A 15,942-nucleotide genomic window follows, 5' to 3' on the forward strand; every position below is an offset into this window, starting at 1 on the left:
GGAGCGCATTCATCATGAGTCATCCAAACGGCCCTCGCACCGGTCGGCCGCCCACCCGCGCACCGCAAGGGATGGTGTCGACCCCTCACTATCTCGCCAGCCAGGCCGGCTTAACCATGCTTCAACGCGGCGGCACGGCAGTCGATGCCGCGATTGCCGCGAATGCCGTGCTGTGCGTCGCCTACCAGCACATGGCGGGACTGGGCGGCGACGGATTCTGGCTGATCGCCGACGGCAAGAGCGAGCAGGTCTACGCCATCAATGCGAGCGGACCCGCTGCGCAGCAAGCCACACTGGCGCGCTATCGAGGCAGCGCCGGCGCCGACGAAATCGCGGCGCGCGGGCCACAGGCCGTGCTCACCGTGCCGGGCGCGATCGATGGCTGGCGGCTCGCCCACGAGCGCTTTGGGCGGCTGACGTGGGCGGAGCTGTTTGCGCCGGCGATCGGCTACGCGCGCGACGGTGTGCCGGTGAGCCGCTCGCTCGCGGACTGGACGGTGCAGGACGTGCCGATCCTCACCAAATATCCCGAAACCGCGGCGATCTTCCTGCCGGGCGGCCGCGTGCCGGCGGACGGCGAGCGCCTCGTGCAGGGTGCGCTCGCACGCTCGTTGCAGCACCTCGCCGATCACGGCGCACGGGCGGGATTTTACGAAGGCGATCTCGCCGCACGGATCTGCGGCGCGATCGGTCAGGCGGGCTCGCCGCTGCAGGCGGACGACTTCGCCGCGTACCACGCGCAATGGGTGACGCCGATCAGCACGACGTACCGGGGCAACACGGTGTATGAACTGCCGCCGAACACGCAGGGCTTCACGCCGCTGCAAATCCTGAACCTGATCGAGGGCTACGACGTCACCGCGTGGGGCGATGGGACGGCGGACTACTATCACCACCTCGCCGAGGCGGTGAAGATCGCGTTTGCCGACCGCGAAGAGTGGCTGACCGACCCGAGCTTCGTCGCGATACCGGTGGACGAGCTCATCTCCAAGGCGTACTGCGACGAGCGCCGCAAGCTGCTGGACCCCGAGCGTGCGCTGGACATCGCAACGGTGCCCGCGGGCATTGCGTATCAGCATCCGCACGAGCGCCGCGCGCCGGACGGCGACACCTGCTACTTTTGCGCCTCCGACAAGGACGGCATGGTCGTGTCGCTGATCCAGTCGATTTATCACGACTTCGGCAGCGCGGTGATGGGTGGCGACACCGGCATCATCATGCAGAATCGCGGCGCGTTCTTCTCGCTGGACGAGCATCATCCGAACAGCCTGCAGCCGGGCAAGCGAACGTTCCATACCTTGATCCCGGCGCTGATGTCGCGCGACGGCAAGCCTTGCCTCGCGTTCGGTTCGATGGGTGGGGAAGGGCAGCCGCAGACGCAGGCGGCGCTCGTCACGCGGATCGTGGACTTCGGCTACGACGTGCAGCAGGCCATCGAAGCGCCGCGCTGGCTGATGGGCCGCACCTGGGGCACCAAATCGCGCAACATGTCGCTCGAGGGACGCATCTCCGACGAAGTCGTGCGCGAACTGAAACGCCGGGGTCAGCCCGTGCAGATGGTCACGCACTGGAACGACAACATGGGACATGCGCACGCGATCCGGGTCGATCACGAACAGGGCTTTTATGAAGGCGGCGCCGATCCGCGCGGAGATGGCGCCGCGCTGGGCTACTAGCTTCCGCGGCAACTGACTGCGGACTGGCGGACGCGCGCAAAGGGTCGAACCTATGAACCCGATGATCGTTACCTCGCTCATCCTCGCCGTAACGATGGTGCTGTTCATCTGGAACAAGCTGCCGGCGGCGGTGGTCGCCGTTATGTCGCTGCTCGCGCTCTACCTCACCGGCGTGCTGACGATGCACGAGGCGTTGGGCGGATTCGGCGATCCGCTCATCGTCTTCATCGCCGCGCTGCTCGGCGTGGGGATCGGCCTCGAGACGACCGGCGTGGGCACGTGGGCGGGCCAGTGGCTGATTCGTCATGCCGGCCAGAGCCAGAAACGGCTCATCGCTTCGCTGCTGATCCTGTCCGCCATCTCGACGGCGCTGATCGGCATGAACGGCGCCGTCGTCGCGATGTTGCCGATCGCGGTCATCGTCTGCGTACGCACGCGGCTCGAGCCTTCCCAACTGATGATGCCGGTGTCGATTGCGTGCCTGACCGGCGCCAAGCTCACACTGCTAGGCAGTCCTGTGAATGTCATCGCGGCCAGCGCGGCCGATGCGGCAGGCGGCGCGCCGATCCGCTTCTTCGAATGGTCGATTGTCGGCCTGCCGCTTTTTGCGGGCAGCCTCGTCATCATTCTGGTGCTGGGGCCGCTCTTGCTGCCCAAGCGCAGTTCGGGATCGCTGCCAGCCGATTTCAGCCAGCATGCGCATACGCTCGTCGAACAGTACCGCATGGCCGACGACGTGTGCCGGCTGCGCGTGCGTGCCGGCTCGCCGTTCATCGGCAAGACGGCGGCCGACATCGATCTGTCGCAATACCCGGGCCTCAGCGTCCTCGGGCTCATGGACGAAGAGGATGCGGAGCTGGGTGGGCAAGCCGCGCTCGAGGGACAGCACCTTCTGGTGCGCGGCGACGCGCAGGTTGTCTCGCGGCTGGCCAACGACCTGCACCTCGCCATTCGCGAGCCGTCCGCGGAATCGCAGGCCGTGACCAACGCGCTGTTCAACCGCTCGTCCGGCCTTGCCGAAGTGGTGATTCCGCAGCGCTCCGCGTTGATTGGTCAAGCCGTGTTTCCGGGCATGGCGACGCACGAAGGCGACCTGATCGTCCTCGCCGTCCAGCGGGGTGGCGAAGACGTACCGGGACCCTCCACGCATCTGCTCGCCGGCGACCATCTGCTGTTCCGGGGTACCTGGGAGGCGCTGGACAAGCACTTCTCCGACCCGCAGATCCTCATGGTCGATGCGCCGCAAGCCGTCCGGCGCCAGACTGTCGCGCTCAGTCGCGGCGCTCGCGAAGCGCTCATCATCCTCGCCGTGCTGGTCGTGCTGCTTGCGACCAATGTCGTGCCGGCCGCCGTGGCCACGCTGATCTGCGTAACGGCGATGGTGCTGACACGCGTGATCAAGCTGAGCCAGCTGTATTCGATCGACTGGAACACCTGCGTGCTGGTCGGTGCGCTGATCCCGCTCGCCACGGCGATGTCGAAGACCGGGCTCGCATATCTGCTCGGCGATTACGTGATCCAGATCGTCGGCTCCGGCGGCCCGCGCGCCGTGATGGCGGGGCTCTTCGTCGTCGCGGCTGTGCTGACCCAGGTCATCTCCAACAACTCTTCCGCGCTCGTGACCGTGCCGATTGCGGTTGCCACGGCGCGGGAACTCGGAGTGTCCGCGACGCCGTTCCTGATCGCGGTCGCACTGGGCGCGGGCGCAGCCCACCTCACGCCAATGAGCACGCCGGTGAACATCGTCACGTACGGGCCGGGCGCCTACGCGTTCGGCGACTACTGGAAGATCGGCGTGCTGATCGTGTCGTGGTCGATGGCCGTGGTCGTGTTCATTGCGCCCTTGTACTGGCGCTTCTAGTCAGGCACGGCTTGCGCGCTATTCGGCGTCCGCCTTCATTTCGCGCAGATGCTTGTAGACCGTCGCGCGCCCCATGCCCAGCACCTTCGCCACATAGTTGGCGGAACTCTTGCCCTTGAACGCGCCTTCGGCGTGCAGCGCCTCGACCAGTTCGCGCCGGTGCTCGCGCGTGAGCGAGTTGAGCGCGATCTGCCGCTCGCGCAGCCAGCCGTGCAAAAAGGTGTTGATGCGCTCCTGCCAGTCGTCCCGGAATAGCTCCTCGGGCTGTGCGATCACGCCTGCGCCGCGCAGGAAGAGGTTGAGCGTGGCCTGCATGTCGTCGAACGCGGCGATGTTGAAGTTGATGCACATCACACCCGCCGCGTGCCCTTCGTCGTCGAACAGTGCCGTGCTTACGCAACGCATGCGCCGGCCGTCCCAGTTCACCTTCTCGTAAGGGCCGAGCAGCTTGTTGCGCGTGGTTTCCTCGACGTCTTCGAGCGCGGCGTCGTCGCCGACCTCGCGCTTCGAGAGGTTGTTCGAGAGATACGCCACGGTCTGGTCCGAGAGGTCGTGAATCACGACCTCCGCGAACGGAAAGAACAGCGTGGTGATGCTGTCCGCCACGTGCGCGTAGCGCGCGAGCAGCAGGTCGCGCGCGGACTTCGGGCTGGCGGTTTTCTTCACGCGGGTTTTCTCGTCTTCTCGTTTCGGCATCGGACTGGGACCGGGTGGCGGCAGAAAGGACATCGATGATACTGCGTCCAGTCGGCGCCGCGTATCAACGGGCATCAACGTGCGCTTTGCAGATGCTTATACAGCGCGTTCGCGACGGCCATGTCTTCGAGGCCAAGACCGATCGAGCGGAAGAAGGCATGGCGCGCGTAAGCCGGGCGCGGGCACGCGTCGTTGGCGAGTTCCGCGAGATCGCCCGCGATCGCATCGGGCGACCAGCCGTGCTCGCGCGCGGCCAGCACCATTTCGCCCGCGCTTTGCGGCGTGGTGTGGCGATAGTCGCAGTACACATCGAGCGAGGGCAGCGCGGCCGGATCGATTTCATGCGCGTTCGCGACGTTCGTGCTGATCGAGGTGATGAGCGCGGGTTTCGTGAGCGTGTCCAGCGCGAGCACGGGCTTGCCCGACGAGGTGCACAGCATCACCACGTCGGCGTCTTGCACGCAGGCTTCGACCGTCTGCGCCACGCTTGCCCGTGCGTCCAGGGCGTGCAGTTCAGACTGACGCTGTGCGTCGCCCGCGAGCTTCGGCGAAAACACGCGAATGCTCTCCCACGCGCGAAGCGGCGCAACGTGACGAAGATGCGCCAGCGCGACCGCGCCCGAGCCGATCACGGCCAGGCGTTTCGCCTCGCGCGGCGCAAGCTGGTCGACGGCGAGCGCCGTGGTGCCCGCGGTGCGCTCGGTGGTGAGCAGCGCCGAGTCGCACCACATGAGCGGCTGCGCCGTTTTCATCGACATCAGCGCGGTCCATGCGGTGATGATGGGCGGCTGGCCTTCGGCGCCGACGATATACGGCGAGAGTTTCGCGCCGAACACGCCCGCTTCGGCGAGCACGCCGAGATAGGTGATGAAGTCGCCTGCCTGCTTCGGGAACAGCGTGAGGGTTTGCGGCGGCTGCACGGCGTCGCCGCGGCCGAGCGAGGCGAACAGGCGGCCCAGTTCGCCCCGTACGTCGAGGCTGGGCAGGGCGGCGCGCACCTGGGCGGCGTCGACGACGAGCGGCGCGGCGATGGCTTGGGACATCTCGTTCATGTTGGGGCTCCGGAGTCGCGATGTAGACATTTTTGTCCATTCTAGACTTTATTTTTATTTTTCGTCTATATTCCTCCTGCGGCCGCGGCCCTCGTGAAAGGGCGCCGCACGAAAGCGCAACACACGTGAACAGACACTTATTACGAATTGGGTGACGACGATGAACAGGAAGATGATTCGCTTTGCGGCTGCGGCCAGCCTTGCGTGCCTGGCGGGCATGACGGCGGGCGCGGCGCACGCGCAAGACCCGAAAACGCTGCGCTTCGGCGTGGAGGCATCCTATCCGCCGTTCGAGAGCAAGACGCCCTCGGGCGATCTGCAAGGCTTCGACATCGATATCGGCAACGCGGTGTGCCAGAAACTGCAGATGAAGTGCGTGTGGGTGGAGAACAGCTTCGACGGTCTGATCGCCGCGCTCGAGGCGCGCAAGTTCGACGTCATCAATTCGGCCATGAACATCACCGACAAGCGGCGTCAGCAGATCGCCTTCACGCCCGCCATCTACGTGATGCCGATCCAGATGGTCGCGAAGCGCGGCTCGGGTCTGCAGCCCACGCCCGCGAGCCTGAAGGGCAAGTCGGTCGGCGTGCTGCAAGGCTCGACGCAGGAAGACTATGTTCGCAAGCACTGGGGCACGCAGGGCGTGAACGTCGTCACCTACGAGAACCAGGACCAGATTTTTGCTGACCTCGCGGCCGGGCGCCTGGACGGCGCGGTGCAGGAAGTGCAGACTGCCACCGACGGCTTCCTCTCGAAACCGCAGGGCAAGGGCTTCGAATTTGCGGGCGCGCCGCTCAAGGACCCGGCCACGCTCGGCGAAGGCACGGGCTTCGGCATGCGCAAGGACGACGCGGCGCTCAAGGCGAAGGTGGTGGCCGCGATCGATTCGCTGCGCCAGGACGGGACGCTCACGAAACTGTCGATGAAGTACTTCGGCCGCGATATCGTCGCGAAGTGATGCCGATGACTTTGGACTCCAGAGCCGATTCATGAGCCAGAGCGCGATCGTTCTCGGGGCGGGCATCGTGGGCGTGAGCGTCGCGCTGCATCTGCAGGCGCGCGGCGTGCAGGTCACGCTGGTCGACCGGCGCGGGCCCGGCGAGGAAACGAGCCATGGCAACGCGGGGTTGATCGAGTCGTCGTCGGTGGTGCCTTATGGCTTTCCGCGCGACTGGCGCACGCTGCTGCGCCTCGTGCGCAACGACTCGACCGTGCTGCGCTACGACGTGCGCTCGTTGCCCGCCTACGCGCGCTGGCTCGCGTCGTTCTGGCGCGAGTCGTCGCCGGCGCGCCTCGCACACGCCGCGCGCGACATGCTGCCGCTCATCGAGCGCAGCGTGGCCGAGCACGACGCGCTGATCGCGCGCGCGGGCTTGCGCGACATCGTGCGGCCCGTCGGCTGGCTCGAAGCGTGGCGCTCGCCCATTGGCTTCGAGCGAGAAATGCACACGGCGCAGGGCGTGGCCGACGCACATGGCCTGCATGTGCAGATGTTCGACGCGCCGGGCCTCATTGCACTGGAGCCTTCACTCAACGCGGGCTATGCGGGCGCGATTCACTGGATCGATCCCGCGAGCGTGGCGGATCCTGGCGCGCTGACGAAGGGCTATGCGCAACTATTCCTGCGTGAAGGCGGTGCATTTGCACAGGGCGACGCGCGTACGCTGATGCCCGACGGCAAGGGCTGGCGAGTGCAGACCGACGCAGGGCCGGTGAGCGCCGAGCTTGCGGTCGTGGCGCTCGGCCCATGGTCGGACCTCGTGACACAGCCGCTCGGCTACCGCGTGCCGCTCATGGTCAAGCGCGGCTATCACATGCACTACGCGAGCGAAGCGCGTGCGCCGCTCGTGCGTCCGGTGGTGGATATCGAAGGCGGTTACGTGGTCGCGCCGATGCGTCGCGGCCTGCGCCTGACCACGGGCGTCGAGCTTGCCACGCGCGAGCGTCCGCCCAACTATGCGCAGCTCGACGCCGCCGAGCGCGAGGCGCGTCCTGTGTTCGGCCTCGGCGCGCGGCTGGACGAAACGCCGTGGATGGGCTTGCGCCCGTGCACGCCCGACATGCGCCCGCTGCTCGGGCCTGCGCCGCGTCATGCGGGGCTGTGGTTCGCGTTCGGTCACAATCATCATGGCCTCACGCTCGGGCCGGTCACGGCGCGCCTCGTTGCCGAGCAGATCGTCGGCGAAACGCCGTTCATCGATCCCACGCCGTATTGGCCCGCACGGTTTGGCTAAGAGACGTGTGTTGAGCCGGTAGCGACCCGGACCGCGGCGACGGCACATCGGCCGCCCGGAATGACGAGTTCGCGGATTCCGTAGCCATTCGATGCGACCGGTTCGTTTGGCCAGTCAATGAACTTGCGCACGCTCTCGTTGACGAGCCCGGTGGGTCGATTTCCCGACGCTCAAGTTCCACTCACTGTTGCCGATATTCCGTTCGGGATCATTCCCGCAAAGTATGCGCCGAACATGAGTCGTGAAGCCTGAGCCGTCGCCGAATGGCTCAGGTAGCCAGAAGCTGAATTGAAAGAATGGGAGGGAGGCAGGTTCCCGGAAGCATGGCGACGAACCCCGGGCGCTCGAGACCCGGCCGCTGAAAGTCAACGCGTAGGGAAGGGGGGAATTCGTGATAAACGGTGGGGGCGCTAACGTACGGGGGCCGTCCGGCCGGATATCTGGTGTCCAGATATCCGCGTGCCACACGCGCGAGACCTTTACCCATCCATCTTTTCGCGATTCACGGATTCTCTATGCTTATCAAGAATGTCGCAGTCAGTCTTCCCTCGAGGGTCGTCACGAACGAAGAAGTCGTCGATATGATCCGCTCCCACTCTACGGCTTTCGATGGCGACATCGACAGGACCGCGCGAACCATCAAGACGCTGCTCGACCGGAGCGGGCTGGTCCATCGTCGCTGGTGCGACAGCCATGAGTCGCCCATCGATCACGTTGCGATGGCGACGCGCAAGGTCTTGTCGGAAACGTATCTGAGGCCGGAGCACATCGAACTGTTCATCTTCGTCGGCATCGGTCGAGGGTTCCTCGAGCCGGGCAACAGCCACATGATGGCGAGCACGCTCGGCTTTGGCAATGCCGAATGCTTCGATGTGGTCGATGCCTGCATGAGCTGGACGCGGGCCATGTCGATCGTCGACAGTCTCTTCAAGACCGGCCAGTATAAGAACGCGATGATCGTGAATGCCGAATTCAATATGCTCGCAGGGGGGCCGCTCTATCCTTCGAATTTCGCGCTCAAGCATCACGCACAGGTCGAATACACCCTGCCGTCGTTTACGATAGGCGAAGCGGCGACGGCCACGCTGGTGGTGGCGAAGGAGCCGGATAACTTCAGCTTTGCATTTCGCGGCAAGCCCGATGTCTCGGACCTGTGCACGATTCCGATTCCTGGCTACGAGGGGTATTGCCATCCCACCGACCGTATCGGCAAGAACGGCGAAATGCGGTTTACCTCGTTCGGCCACGAACTGCACAAAAATTCAGATGAGCTTACCGAAGTCTTCTCCAGACTGGCCGTTCCCAAAAAGGACATCGACATCGTGTTTACGCACGCCTCCTCCAAGGCCGCGTGGCACGGCTACGGCGTGAAGGCAGGCATCGACGATAAGATGTATCACATCTATCCGGATACCGGAAATCTCGTTTCCGCCTCGATTCCGGCCGCGATTTCGATGGCCAAGGAGACCGGGAAGCTGAAGCGGGGCGACAGGGCGCTGTGCTGGGTCGGCAGCGCCGGCATGTCGTTCAACGTGAGCAGCTTCCTGTTCTGAGGCTCGGTATCAGTCTATTGAGAACGATATGAAAGGCATTGCAGGAGGCGTTCGCTATCTGATGCAGCGGGTTCGCGACGCATATGGGTTGTCGGACCTTAGCGTGCTGGCGGTGGGCGTGATCGGGACCATCGGCCATCCGCTGTACTGGTTGTGGTGGACCTACATCGACCCCCAGCCCAATGAAAGCACGCTGATGCGCGTGATCGGCGCGCTCGCCTGTCTGCTGTTGCTGCTGCGCCGCTTCTGGCCCGCAGCAGCAGTGCCTTTCCTGCCGTGGTATTACTTCCTGACGGTAGCCTATACGCTACCGTTCTTTTTCACCTACTACCTGATCACCGGCCACTATTCGATGATCTGGTCGATGGCGGAAGTCGGGATGATGTTTTTCCTGATCGCGATTTTTCCGTCGTTCGTCGCGCTGGCGGTGAATCTCGCGCTCGGGGTTGGCCTCGCTATTCTGTGCGCGTGGATCGTCACGCCGGAGTCCCTGCACGTCGACGGCCATTTGCTGCTCTATACCTACCTGCCGGTTTTCGCGTTCGGCATCAGCGCGGGCCTCACGTTCAGCTACAGCAACATGCGGGGGATCACGGCGCAGGCCAAGAACGGCGCACTTCGGGCGCTCGCGGGCACGATCGCCCATGAAATGCGGAATCCGCTCAGCCAGCTCAGGTACGTGCTCGATCGCGTCGAGGAGGCGCTGCCCGCGATGGCCGAGTCGAAGCCTGTGCCGGCGTTGCCGGTCGACGCGGTGGCTTCGCTTTCGCAGCACGTTGCGCACGGACAGCTGGCGATCGATCGCGGGCTCAGAATCATCGCGATGACGCTCGATGAAGTCAGCGCCAAGCCCATGCAGTCGGACAATCTCAACTATGCGAGCGCGGCGGAGGCGACACGCAAGGCGCTCGACGAGTACGGCTTTGGCGGCAGGAAAGAGCGCAGCCGCGTGAAACTGATGGTCCTCGAAGACTTTACCTTCAAGGTCGACGAGACCGTCTATCTGTTTACCTTGTTCAATCTGATCAAGAATGCGCTGCATCACATGGCGGCGCATCCCACGGCAACACTGACGCTGACTGTCGACCGGAACAAGGTGATCGTTCACGACACGGGACCGGGCATCGCAGCCGAGATGATGTCCCATCTGTTCGAGCCTTTCCGCACCCAGGGAAATGCTGCCGGCACGGGTTTGGGGCTTGCCTACTGCCAGCGTGCGATGCGCTCGTTCGGCGGCACGATCGAGTGCCGCTCGGAAGCCGGCCGATTCACCCAGTTTACGCTCGAGTTTCCTGCCATACCGGAGAGCGAAATCGCGGCCTACCGGCAGACGCTACTCGCGCGCGCCACGGAGTTCTTCAGCGGGAAGGCGATCCTGTTTGTGGATGATGACGCGGTGATACGCGAGAAAGTCTGCCATGCGTTTGCGGGGGTGGGCGCCCGGGTCGTCGAAGCGGAGAGCGGTGAACGCGCGCTGACGCTCCTTCGAGAGAGCGCCGCCTACGATCTCGTCCTGATGGACATCAACATGCCGGGTCTCGACGGCTACACGACCACGGAGAAGATCCGTTCCGACGCCGACCTGGCTGGCGGGGGCCTTCTTGTGGTCGGTTATACGGCCGAAGCTCACAACCTGGCTCGCGTGCTCGCGAAGGGTGCCGGCATGGACGCAACGATCAGCAAGTCCATACGCATGGTGGAACTGGTGAGTACGCTGCAGAAACTCATGGAAAGCGGCGATCGCCATTTGCGCCACCCGCGCTTCGACGGATTCGCGGGCAAGACGATTCTCGTCGCGGACGACGACACCTACAGCCGGATGGTCGCGAAGAGCTATCTGGAGCGTTGTGGCGCCAGCGTCGTGGAGGCGGAAAACGGACAGGGCGTGCTGGCGCGCCTGCAGGGCGGCGGCAATGTCGACGCCATCGTGATGGACATGAACATGCCCGGCATGGGCGGCGTGGAGACGGCGGCGTGGATTCGCGCCCGCGTGGACGAGTATGGCGAGCTGCCTATCGTGGCCCTGACCGGCCAGTCCGATATGGCGGCAGTCAGGGCCTGTCTCGCGGCGGGCATGAACGAGGTCATGACGAAACCGGTGCAGGTCGGTGTGCTCTATGCCTGTCTCGCGCGGCAGTTTGCGCACTCGCGCGTGGCGAGCGCCCCGGAGAAACGCGAGCGGCCGACAGCGCCGGTCATGCGGGTTGCAAACCGGGCTGCGAATCGGCCGGCGATCGCGGAGAACGACCTGCTCGATGAGGCACACCTCGACGAACTGGCGTCGCTCGACATGCTGGATCAGACCTTCCTCAAGGGCATTGCGCAAATCCGCTCGCTACTGGCGCAGCTTGCAACCAGTGTGGAGGCCGGTGACATCCGGGCAGTCCACGCGACGCTACACGTGCTTTCAGGCATCAGCGGGAACATCGGCGCGAAAGCGCTGCACCTGTATGTGAAGCAGATCTATCCGCGCGTCCTCGATGGCCAATGGCCGGACGAGACCGACTGGCTCGACCAGACCACCGCACTGGGAAACCGCTCGGCCGACGCGCTGCATCAATATTTTGTGGCGGCGATAAGCCCGGTCGATCAGCCGGGCGTGTCGAGCGAGGACTGAGGCTCGAGCGGCCGTTGTGTGTTAGCGGCTTGCGCGCGTTCCCTGCGGGTGCCAAAGCGCATCGTGACGGTCGTCCCGACACCCACGGTGGAGTCGACTTCCAGGCCGCCGCCAAAAGATCGCATGATGCGGTTGCAGAAGATCATGCCCATGCCGTGGACACCTTCTTCGGCGTGAGTCGTGATCGGGTCCCGCAAGAGTCGCGCCTTGATTTCGGGAGCAATGCCGGGACCGTTGTCGCGCACGCGGATCTGCGGTTCGAGCGTGTCGAGCACTTCAATGCGCAACGCAGGGCGGGGCGTGCGGCTTTTCGCCGAGCGTGGCAAGCGAAGCCCGCGGTAGCGGGCCGCCGTCGGCGAGCATACGCGTGATGCTTTCGGCATCGAGCGGCCTGCTGAAGCGGAATCCCTGCGCTTCCACACAACCGAGCGCGAGCAGGCACTCCTGCTGGGCGAGCGTCTCCACCCCTTCGGCGATGACGGATAAACCGAGCGCCTGCGCAAGCGTAACCATCGCCTTCACGATCGCACCCGTGTCCGTTTCCCCGACGCCTTGCACGAACGCACGGTCGATCTTGATGCGATCGACCGGCAGCGCGCGCAGTTGACTCAGGCTCGAGTAGCCCATGCCGAAATCGTCGATGGCAATACGAATACCCGCGCGGCGAAATGCGTGAAGGCGGCGCGCGGCGATCTCCGGTTGCTTCATCAACGCGGTTTCGGTGACCTCGAGCTCGAGCATCGTCGGATCGACGCCCGTCTCCTGCAGGATGGTCTGAAACGTCTCGACCATATCCGTGCGTTGCAACTGGAGCGGCGACAGATTGACCGCGATGCGCACCGGCGCAATCCCCATGTGCCTCCATAGCGCCGACTGCCGGCAGGCCTCATGCAGCACCCACTCGCCGAGCATCTCGACAAATCCGGAGGCTTCCGCTATCGAAACGAATTCGGCCGGCGCGATCTCGCCGTAAATCTCATCGTGCCAACGCGCCAATGCTTCGACGCCAAGCACGTGGCCGTTGCGCATGTCGACCTGCGGTTGGTAGTGCACGCGCAGCGTCCCTGCTTCGATCGCCTTTCTCAGCCGTGCCGAAAGGATGAGCTTTGCGTCGGCGTTCTCGCCCATCTCAGGCCGATAGCGATCCCAGCAATTGCGGCCACGACTCTTGGCCGCGTACATCGCCATGTCCGCGCACGAGATCAGCGTTTCCACATTGTCTCCATCCGCTGGAAACACGCTGATGCCGACGCTCGCGCTCACCACGAGCTCGTTCCCGCCGACGAGCATTGGTTTCGCAATCGCCGCGAGTACGGCATCGGGAAGATCGAAGCGTGTGTCGTCCTGCCCGCGCGGCGCAACGATCATGAACTCGTCGCCGCCGTAACGACCGAGAATGTCGCCCGGCCGCGCGCAGCCCCGCAGACGCCCGGCAACTTCGACGAGCAGCTGATCGCCGACGCTGTGCCCGAGCGCATCATTGACGGTCTTGAACGTGTCCAGATCGAGGAAAACGACATAGACGGTTTCGCCGTGGCGGGCGGGGTCAGTCAGGAGTGCGTGCAATCGTGCGCTGAGCGCCGAACGATTCGCGAGCCGGGTCAGGCTGTCGCATTCGCTGAGTTCGCGCAAACGGCGCGAACGATCGAGAAGCCTGACCGACACGTCATGGGTCGTTTTGGCGAACAGGAGTGGATAGATGAAGATGATGGGCAGCCACACCGGCGCGATCCGTACGTCCAGCGGCGTGGCGGCGACACCGAAGATCGCCGCCCCGGCGATCAGGCCCGCCGCACTCGCGCCCACCCCGGCGACGAAGACCGGCCAACCGCCCACGGCCATGGTGTCGAGCGCAAACATCAACAGGATGACGACGGTTGCGACCGGTTCGAAATGAACCGCCGCGGCCAGCCAGCCGCCGAACGCCGAATCGAAGAGCAGGTTCCATTTCTCTTTGCGGAGTGCATCGTCAGTGTTGGCGCGTACCCGCGAATAAGCGACATGCGGCCAGACGAGACAGATGGCAAGAACGCCGGCGAAGAGCGACGCCGGCGCATGTTGCACGTGCAGCAAGGACAGAACGGGTATGGAGCCGATCGCGTAGCCGAGGACCCGGAGAACATAAATGCGGCGCAAAGTGCCGGCGGTCCAGAACTTGTCGCCCCTGGCGGACGTAAGCACGTCGTCTCCCCGATTCAAATCATATGATTTCATGAGGATAGACCAGATCGGACTCCAGGATGCGGAGAACTCATTCCGACCCCCGGGCGAACCGAAGCTGTGCGGACGTCTTCGGGTTCCGGCTTGACCTTCGCGTTATGTGCGCCTGCGCACCACGGAGTTTTCCCAATATATGGAAAATCCGCTTGCGTTCCATCGCGGAACTTCTAGACTGACAACTTGCGATTCGCGCCGCGATCCCACTAACGAGCCGCACTGCACGGAGTGCTCATGCGACTGACCATCCTGATCAATGGTTCTGACCCGGCAGACAAACACGAATTCGCCCTTGTGTGGATCGATCTCGACCAGAAACGCTGGTCGCGCGAGTCACACGAAGGGGTCGACCTGCCTTCGTGGGGCGACGTCCGCGCCGGCGGCGACGAGACGGTCTTATGCGCTCCGCAAACCGATGCGCCTCTATGCATCATGCGCGGTCTCAGCCTGGACGAGCGCCAGGAATTCCATTCCGGGCATGGCGATGCGAGCTGGCCGGACAGCAGCGCGTGCAACGAAACAGCATGGCAGTGGCGCTTGCAGGCGGTTGACCGTAAATCGGTTCGAGCCGCGAATTCGCTGTTTGCCTGCTAGTCGTTCGCACGATGGCTGTCGAGCCATCGCCGATGCCGTGCGCCATTACTCCTTCAATGTCGCGAGTAGCCGGTCGATTTCGTCGAACTGGCTTTTCGACAATTGATGGCTTTGCATGATTTCCTGCAAGCGCTTTCGCCAATACGCCGGCGGCAAACGCGACTCGTTCAGGTCCTCTGCAGACAATCGCTGAATCACGGATTTAATGTGCAGGATGTCGCTGTGCGCGACTTGCGACGACCAGGCGCCCGACTTTCTTGATTGCCCGCCACCGTCCAAACCCCTTTCTGACACTGTTCCCATCTTTATTTGCCGTCGGAATATGGCGCTGCGCATGCATGCCCCGAGCGCACCACCGGCCCTGCGGCCTCCTGTTGTCATTTACCTGGGTAAGCCACGCCACGAATCAGGCGTCCTGTATGCCGAATAGATATTTTGTTCGGCTAGACCGAACGACGTTCGGCGGCTTATTTATGGTAGTTTCCACCTTGATGACTGTCAATATTGGCAGCGCTAAGCTGGCTGAAACGCGCGACCGCCTGCTAGCGGATAAAAGACGAAATACTAATGACACAAACGGACCAAACCATTGGGGAGCGCAATGCGCTTCGCAGCGTCAGCCGGGCGCTCGATGTTCTGGAGACGCTGGGGGCCAGCGATAACGAGGGGCTTACGGTTGCCGAAATTGCGACGGCAATCGGCGTGTCGAAGAGCACGGCGTTCGAGTTGTTGCAGACCTTGCTCGCCCGTCATTACGTCACCGATGTACGCCTTGGCGGCTCACGGCGCTATCGGCTCGGCTTTGCGCTCGTGCATCTCGGCGACCGGGCGGCGGCGGACGTCGGCATCTCCCAGCTTGCGATGCCGGTTCTGCGCGAGCTGACCGACACGACCGGTCTCACGTCCCGGCTTGCGGTGCTCGACGACAACGGCTACGCCGTCGCAATCAGCCGCGTCGAGGCGCCCGGCATCGTGCGGATCGCGTCCGCGCTCGGACAACGCGAGCTCCCGCATTGCTCGGCGCTCGGCAAATCCCTGCTCGCGCTGTTGCCGCCGGCGCGCGTCGTCAAGCTGCTTGCGCATACCGGCATGCCGCGTCGCACCGAGTACACCCGCCTGACGCCCGCGGAGCTGATGAAGGATCTGATCCTCGTCGCCGAGCGCGGCTATGCATTCGACGACGAAGAAGACAATCTGGGCGTGGTTTGCGTCGGCGCGGCCATTACGAACCGCGACGGCGAAGGCGTGGCTGCGATCAGCGTGACGACGCTCAAGAACGGACTGGACGACGACGACCTGCACGCGCTGGGGCGCACGCTGCGCGCTCATGCAGAACGCATCAGCCGGATGCTCGGCGCGCAGATTGTCTCGCAACGCGGCGCGGCGAGCTAGCACGCATCTCCTGGCGGATCACCGGTGCCCCCGCGACGGGGCGAGGACCT

General features: G+C 64.2%; 12 protein-coding genes and 1 pseudogene. 8 read left to right on the forward strand and 5 right to left on the reverse strand.

From position 1 onward, the window contains the following. Positions 1-14 precede the first annotated feature (14 nt). Positions 15-1,676 carry a gamma-glutamyltransferase gene (ggt, locus tag AB4Y42_RS17825; protein WP_368694872.1) on the forward strand — a complete coding sequence of 554 codons (1,662 nt, stop codon included), beginning with the start codon at positions 15-17 and terminating at the stop codon, positions 1,674-1,676. 52 nt (positions 1,677-1,728) lie between these two features. After that, complete coding sequence (locus AB4Y42_RS17830; protein ID WP_368694873.1) at positions 1,729-3,537, forward strand: SLC13 family permease; 1,809 nt, start codon at positions 1,729-1,731, stop codon at positions 3,535-3,537. An 18-nt stretch (positions 3,538-3,555) separates the two neighbouring features. Here AB4Y42_RS17830 and AB4Y42_RS17835 read toward each other — a convergent pair whose 3' ends face one another. Further along, the gene (locus AB4Y42_RS17835; protein ID WP_368694874.1) at positions 3,556-4,203 is read right to left on the reverse strand and encodes a transcriptional regulator; all 648 of its coding nucleotides are present in this window, start codon (positions 4,201-4,203) and stop codon (positions 3,556-3,558) included. 104 nt (positions 4,204-4,307) lie between these two features. Continuing rightward, positions 4,308-5,276 carry an ornithine cyclodeaminase family protein gene (locus tag AB4Y42_RS17840; RefSeq protein ID WP_368694952.1) on the reverse strand — a complete coding sequence of 323 codons (969 nt, stop codon included), beginning with the start codon at positions 5,274-5,276 and terminating at the stop codon, positions 4,308-4,310. Between the two features lie 169 nt (positions 5,277-5,445). On the opposite strand from AB4Y42_RS17840, the gene AB4Y42_RS17845 reads away from it, so the two are divergent. From AB4Y42_RS17845 to AB4Y42_RS17860, 4 genes are all read left to right on the forward strand, one after another. Next, the gene (locus AB4Y42_RS17845) at positions 5,446-6,243 is read left to right on the forward strand and encodes an ABC transporter substrate-binding protein (RefSeq protein WP_133184113.1); all 798 of its coding nucleotides are present in this window, start codon (positions 5,446-5,448) and stop codon (positions 6,241-6,243) included. Positions 6,244-6,274: 31 nt separating this feature from the next. Next, complete coding sequence (locus tag AB4Y42_RS17850) at positions 6,275-7,519, forward strand: NAD(P)/FAD-dependent oxidoreductase (protein WP_368694875.1); 1,245 nt, start codon at positions 6,275-6,277, stop codon at positions 7,517-7,519. A gap of 443 nt (positions 7,520-7,962) precedes the next feature. Continuing rightward, positions 7,963-9,072 (forward strand): 3-oxoacyl-[acyl-carrier-protein] synthase III C-terminal domain-containing protein, encoded by a 1,110-nt coding sequence (locus AB4Y42_RS17855; protein WP_368694876.1) that lies wholly within the window; start codon positions 7,963-7,965, stop codon positions 9,070-9,072. A gap of 28 nt (positions 9,073-9,100) precedes the next feature. Then, positions 9,101-11,689 (forward strand): hybrid sensor histidine kinase/response regulator, encoded by a 2,589-nt coding sequence (locus AB4Y42_RS17860; protein WP_368687865.1) that lies wholly within the window; start codon positions 9,101-9,103, stop codon positions 11,687-11,689. Here AB4Y42_RS17860 and AB4Y42_RS17865 read toward each other — a convergent pair. Beyond that, positions 11,662-11,982: pseudogene (locus AB4Y42_RS17865) on the reverse strand (ATP-binding protein); the annotation flags it as partial. The gene AB4Y42_RS17860 and the pseudogene AB4Y42_RS17865 sit on opposite strands and share 28 nt — an antisense overlap. After that, entirely contained in the window at positions 11,966-13,903 is a 1,938-nt protein-coding gene (locus tag AB4Y42_RS17870) for an EAL domain-containing protein (RefSeq protein ID WP_368694877.1), read from the reverse strand. The gene AB4Y42_RS17870 and the pseudogene AB4Y42_RS17865, both read right to left, overlap by 17 nt. Before the next feature lie 237 nt (positions 13,904-14,140). Here AB4Y42_RS17870 and AB4Y42_RS17875 point away from each other — a divergent pair, with 237 nt between their 5' ends. Continuing rightward, on the forward strand, positions 14,141-14,500 hold the full coding sequence (locus AB4Y42_RS17875; protein ID WP_368694878.1) for a DUF3564 family protein: 360 nt from the start codon (positions 14,141-14,143) through the stop codon (positions 14,498-14,500). Between the two features lie 45 nt (positions 14,501-14,545). Here the strand turns inward: AB4Y42_RS17875 and AB4Y42_RS17880 are convergent, their stop codons facing one another. Next, the gene (locus AB4Y42_RS17880) at positions 14,546-14,803 is read right to left on the reverse strand and encodes a hypothetical protein (protein WP_368687862.1); all 258 of its coding nucleotides are present in this window, start codon (positions 14,801-14,803) and stop codon (positions 14,546-14,548) included. Positions 14,804-15,067: 264 nt separating this feature from the next. Between AB4Y42_RS17880 and AB4Y42_RS17885 the strand changes: the two genes are divergently transcribed. Beyond that, a complete protein-coding gene (locus tag AB4Y42_RS17885) occupies positions 15,068-15,892 on the forward strand; it encodes an IclR family transcriptional regulator (protein ID WP_368694879.1) in 825 nt (274 codons plus the stop codon). The last annotated feature ends 50 nt before the right edge of the window (positions 15,893-15,942 follow it).

It is taken from the genome of Paraburkholderia sp. EG286B (assembly GCF_040965655.1).
Taxonomy (GTDB): domain Bacteria; phylum Pseudomonadota; class Gammaproteobacteria; order Burkholderiales; family Burkholderiaceae; genus Paraburkholderia.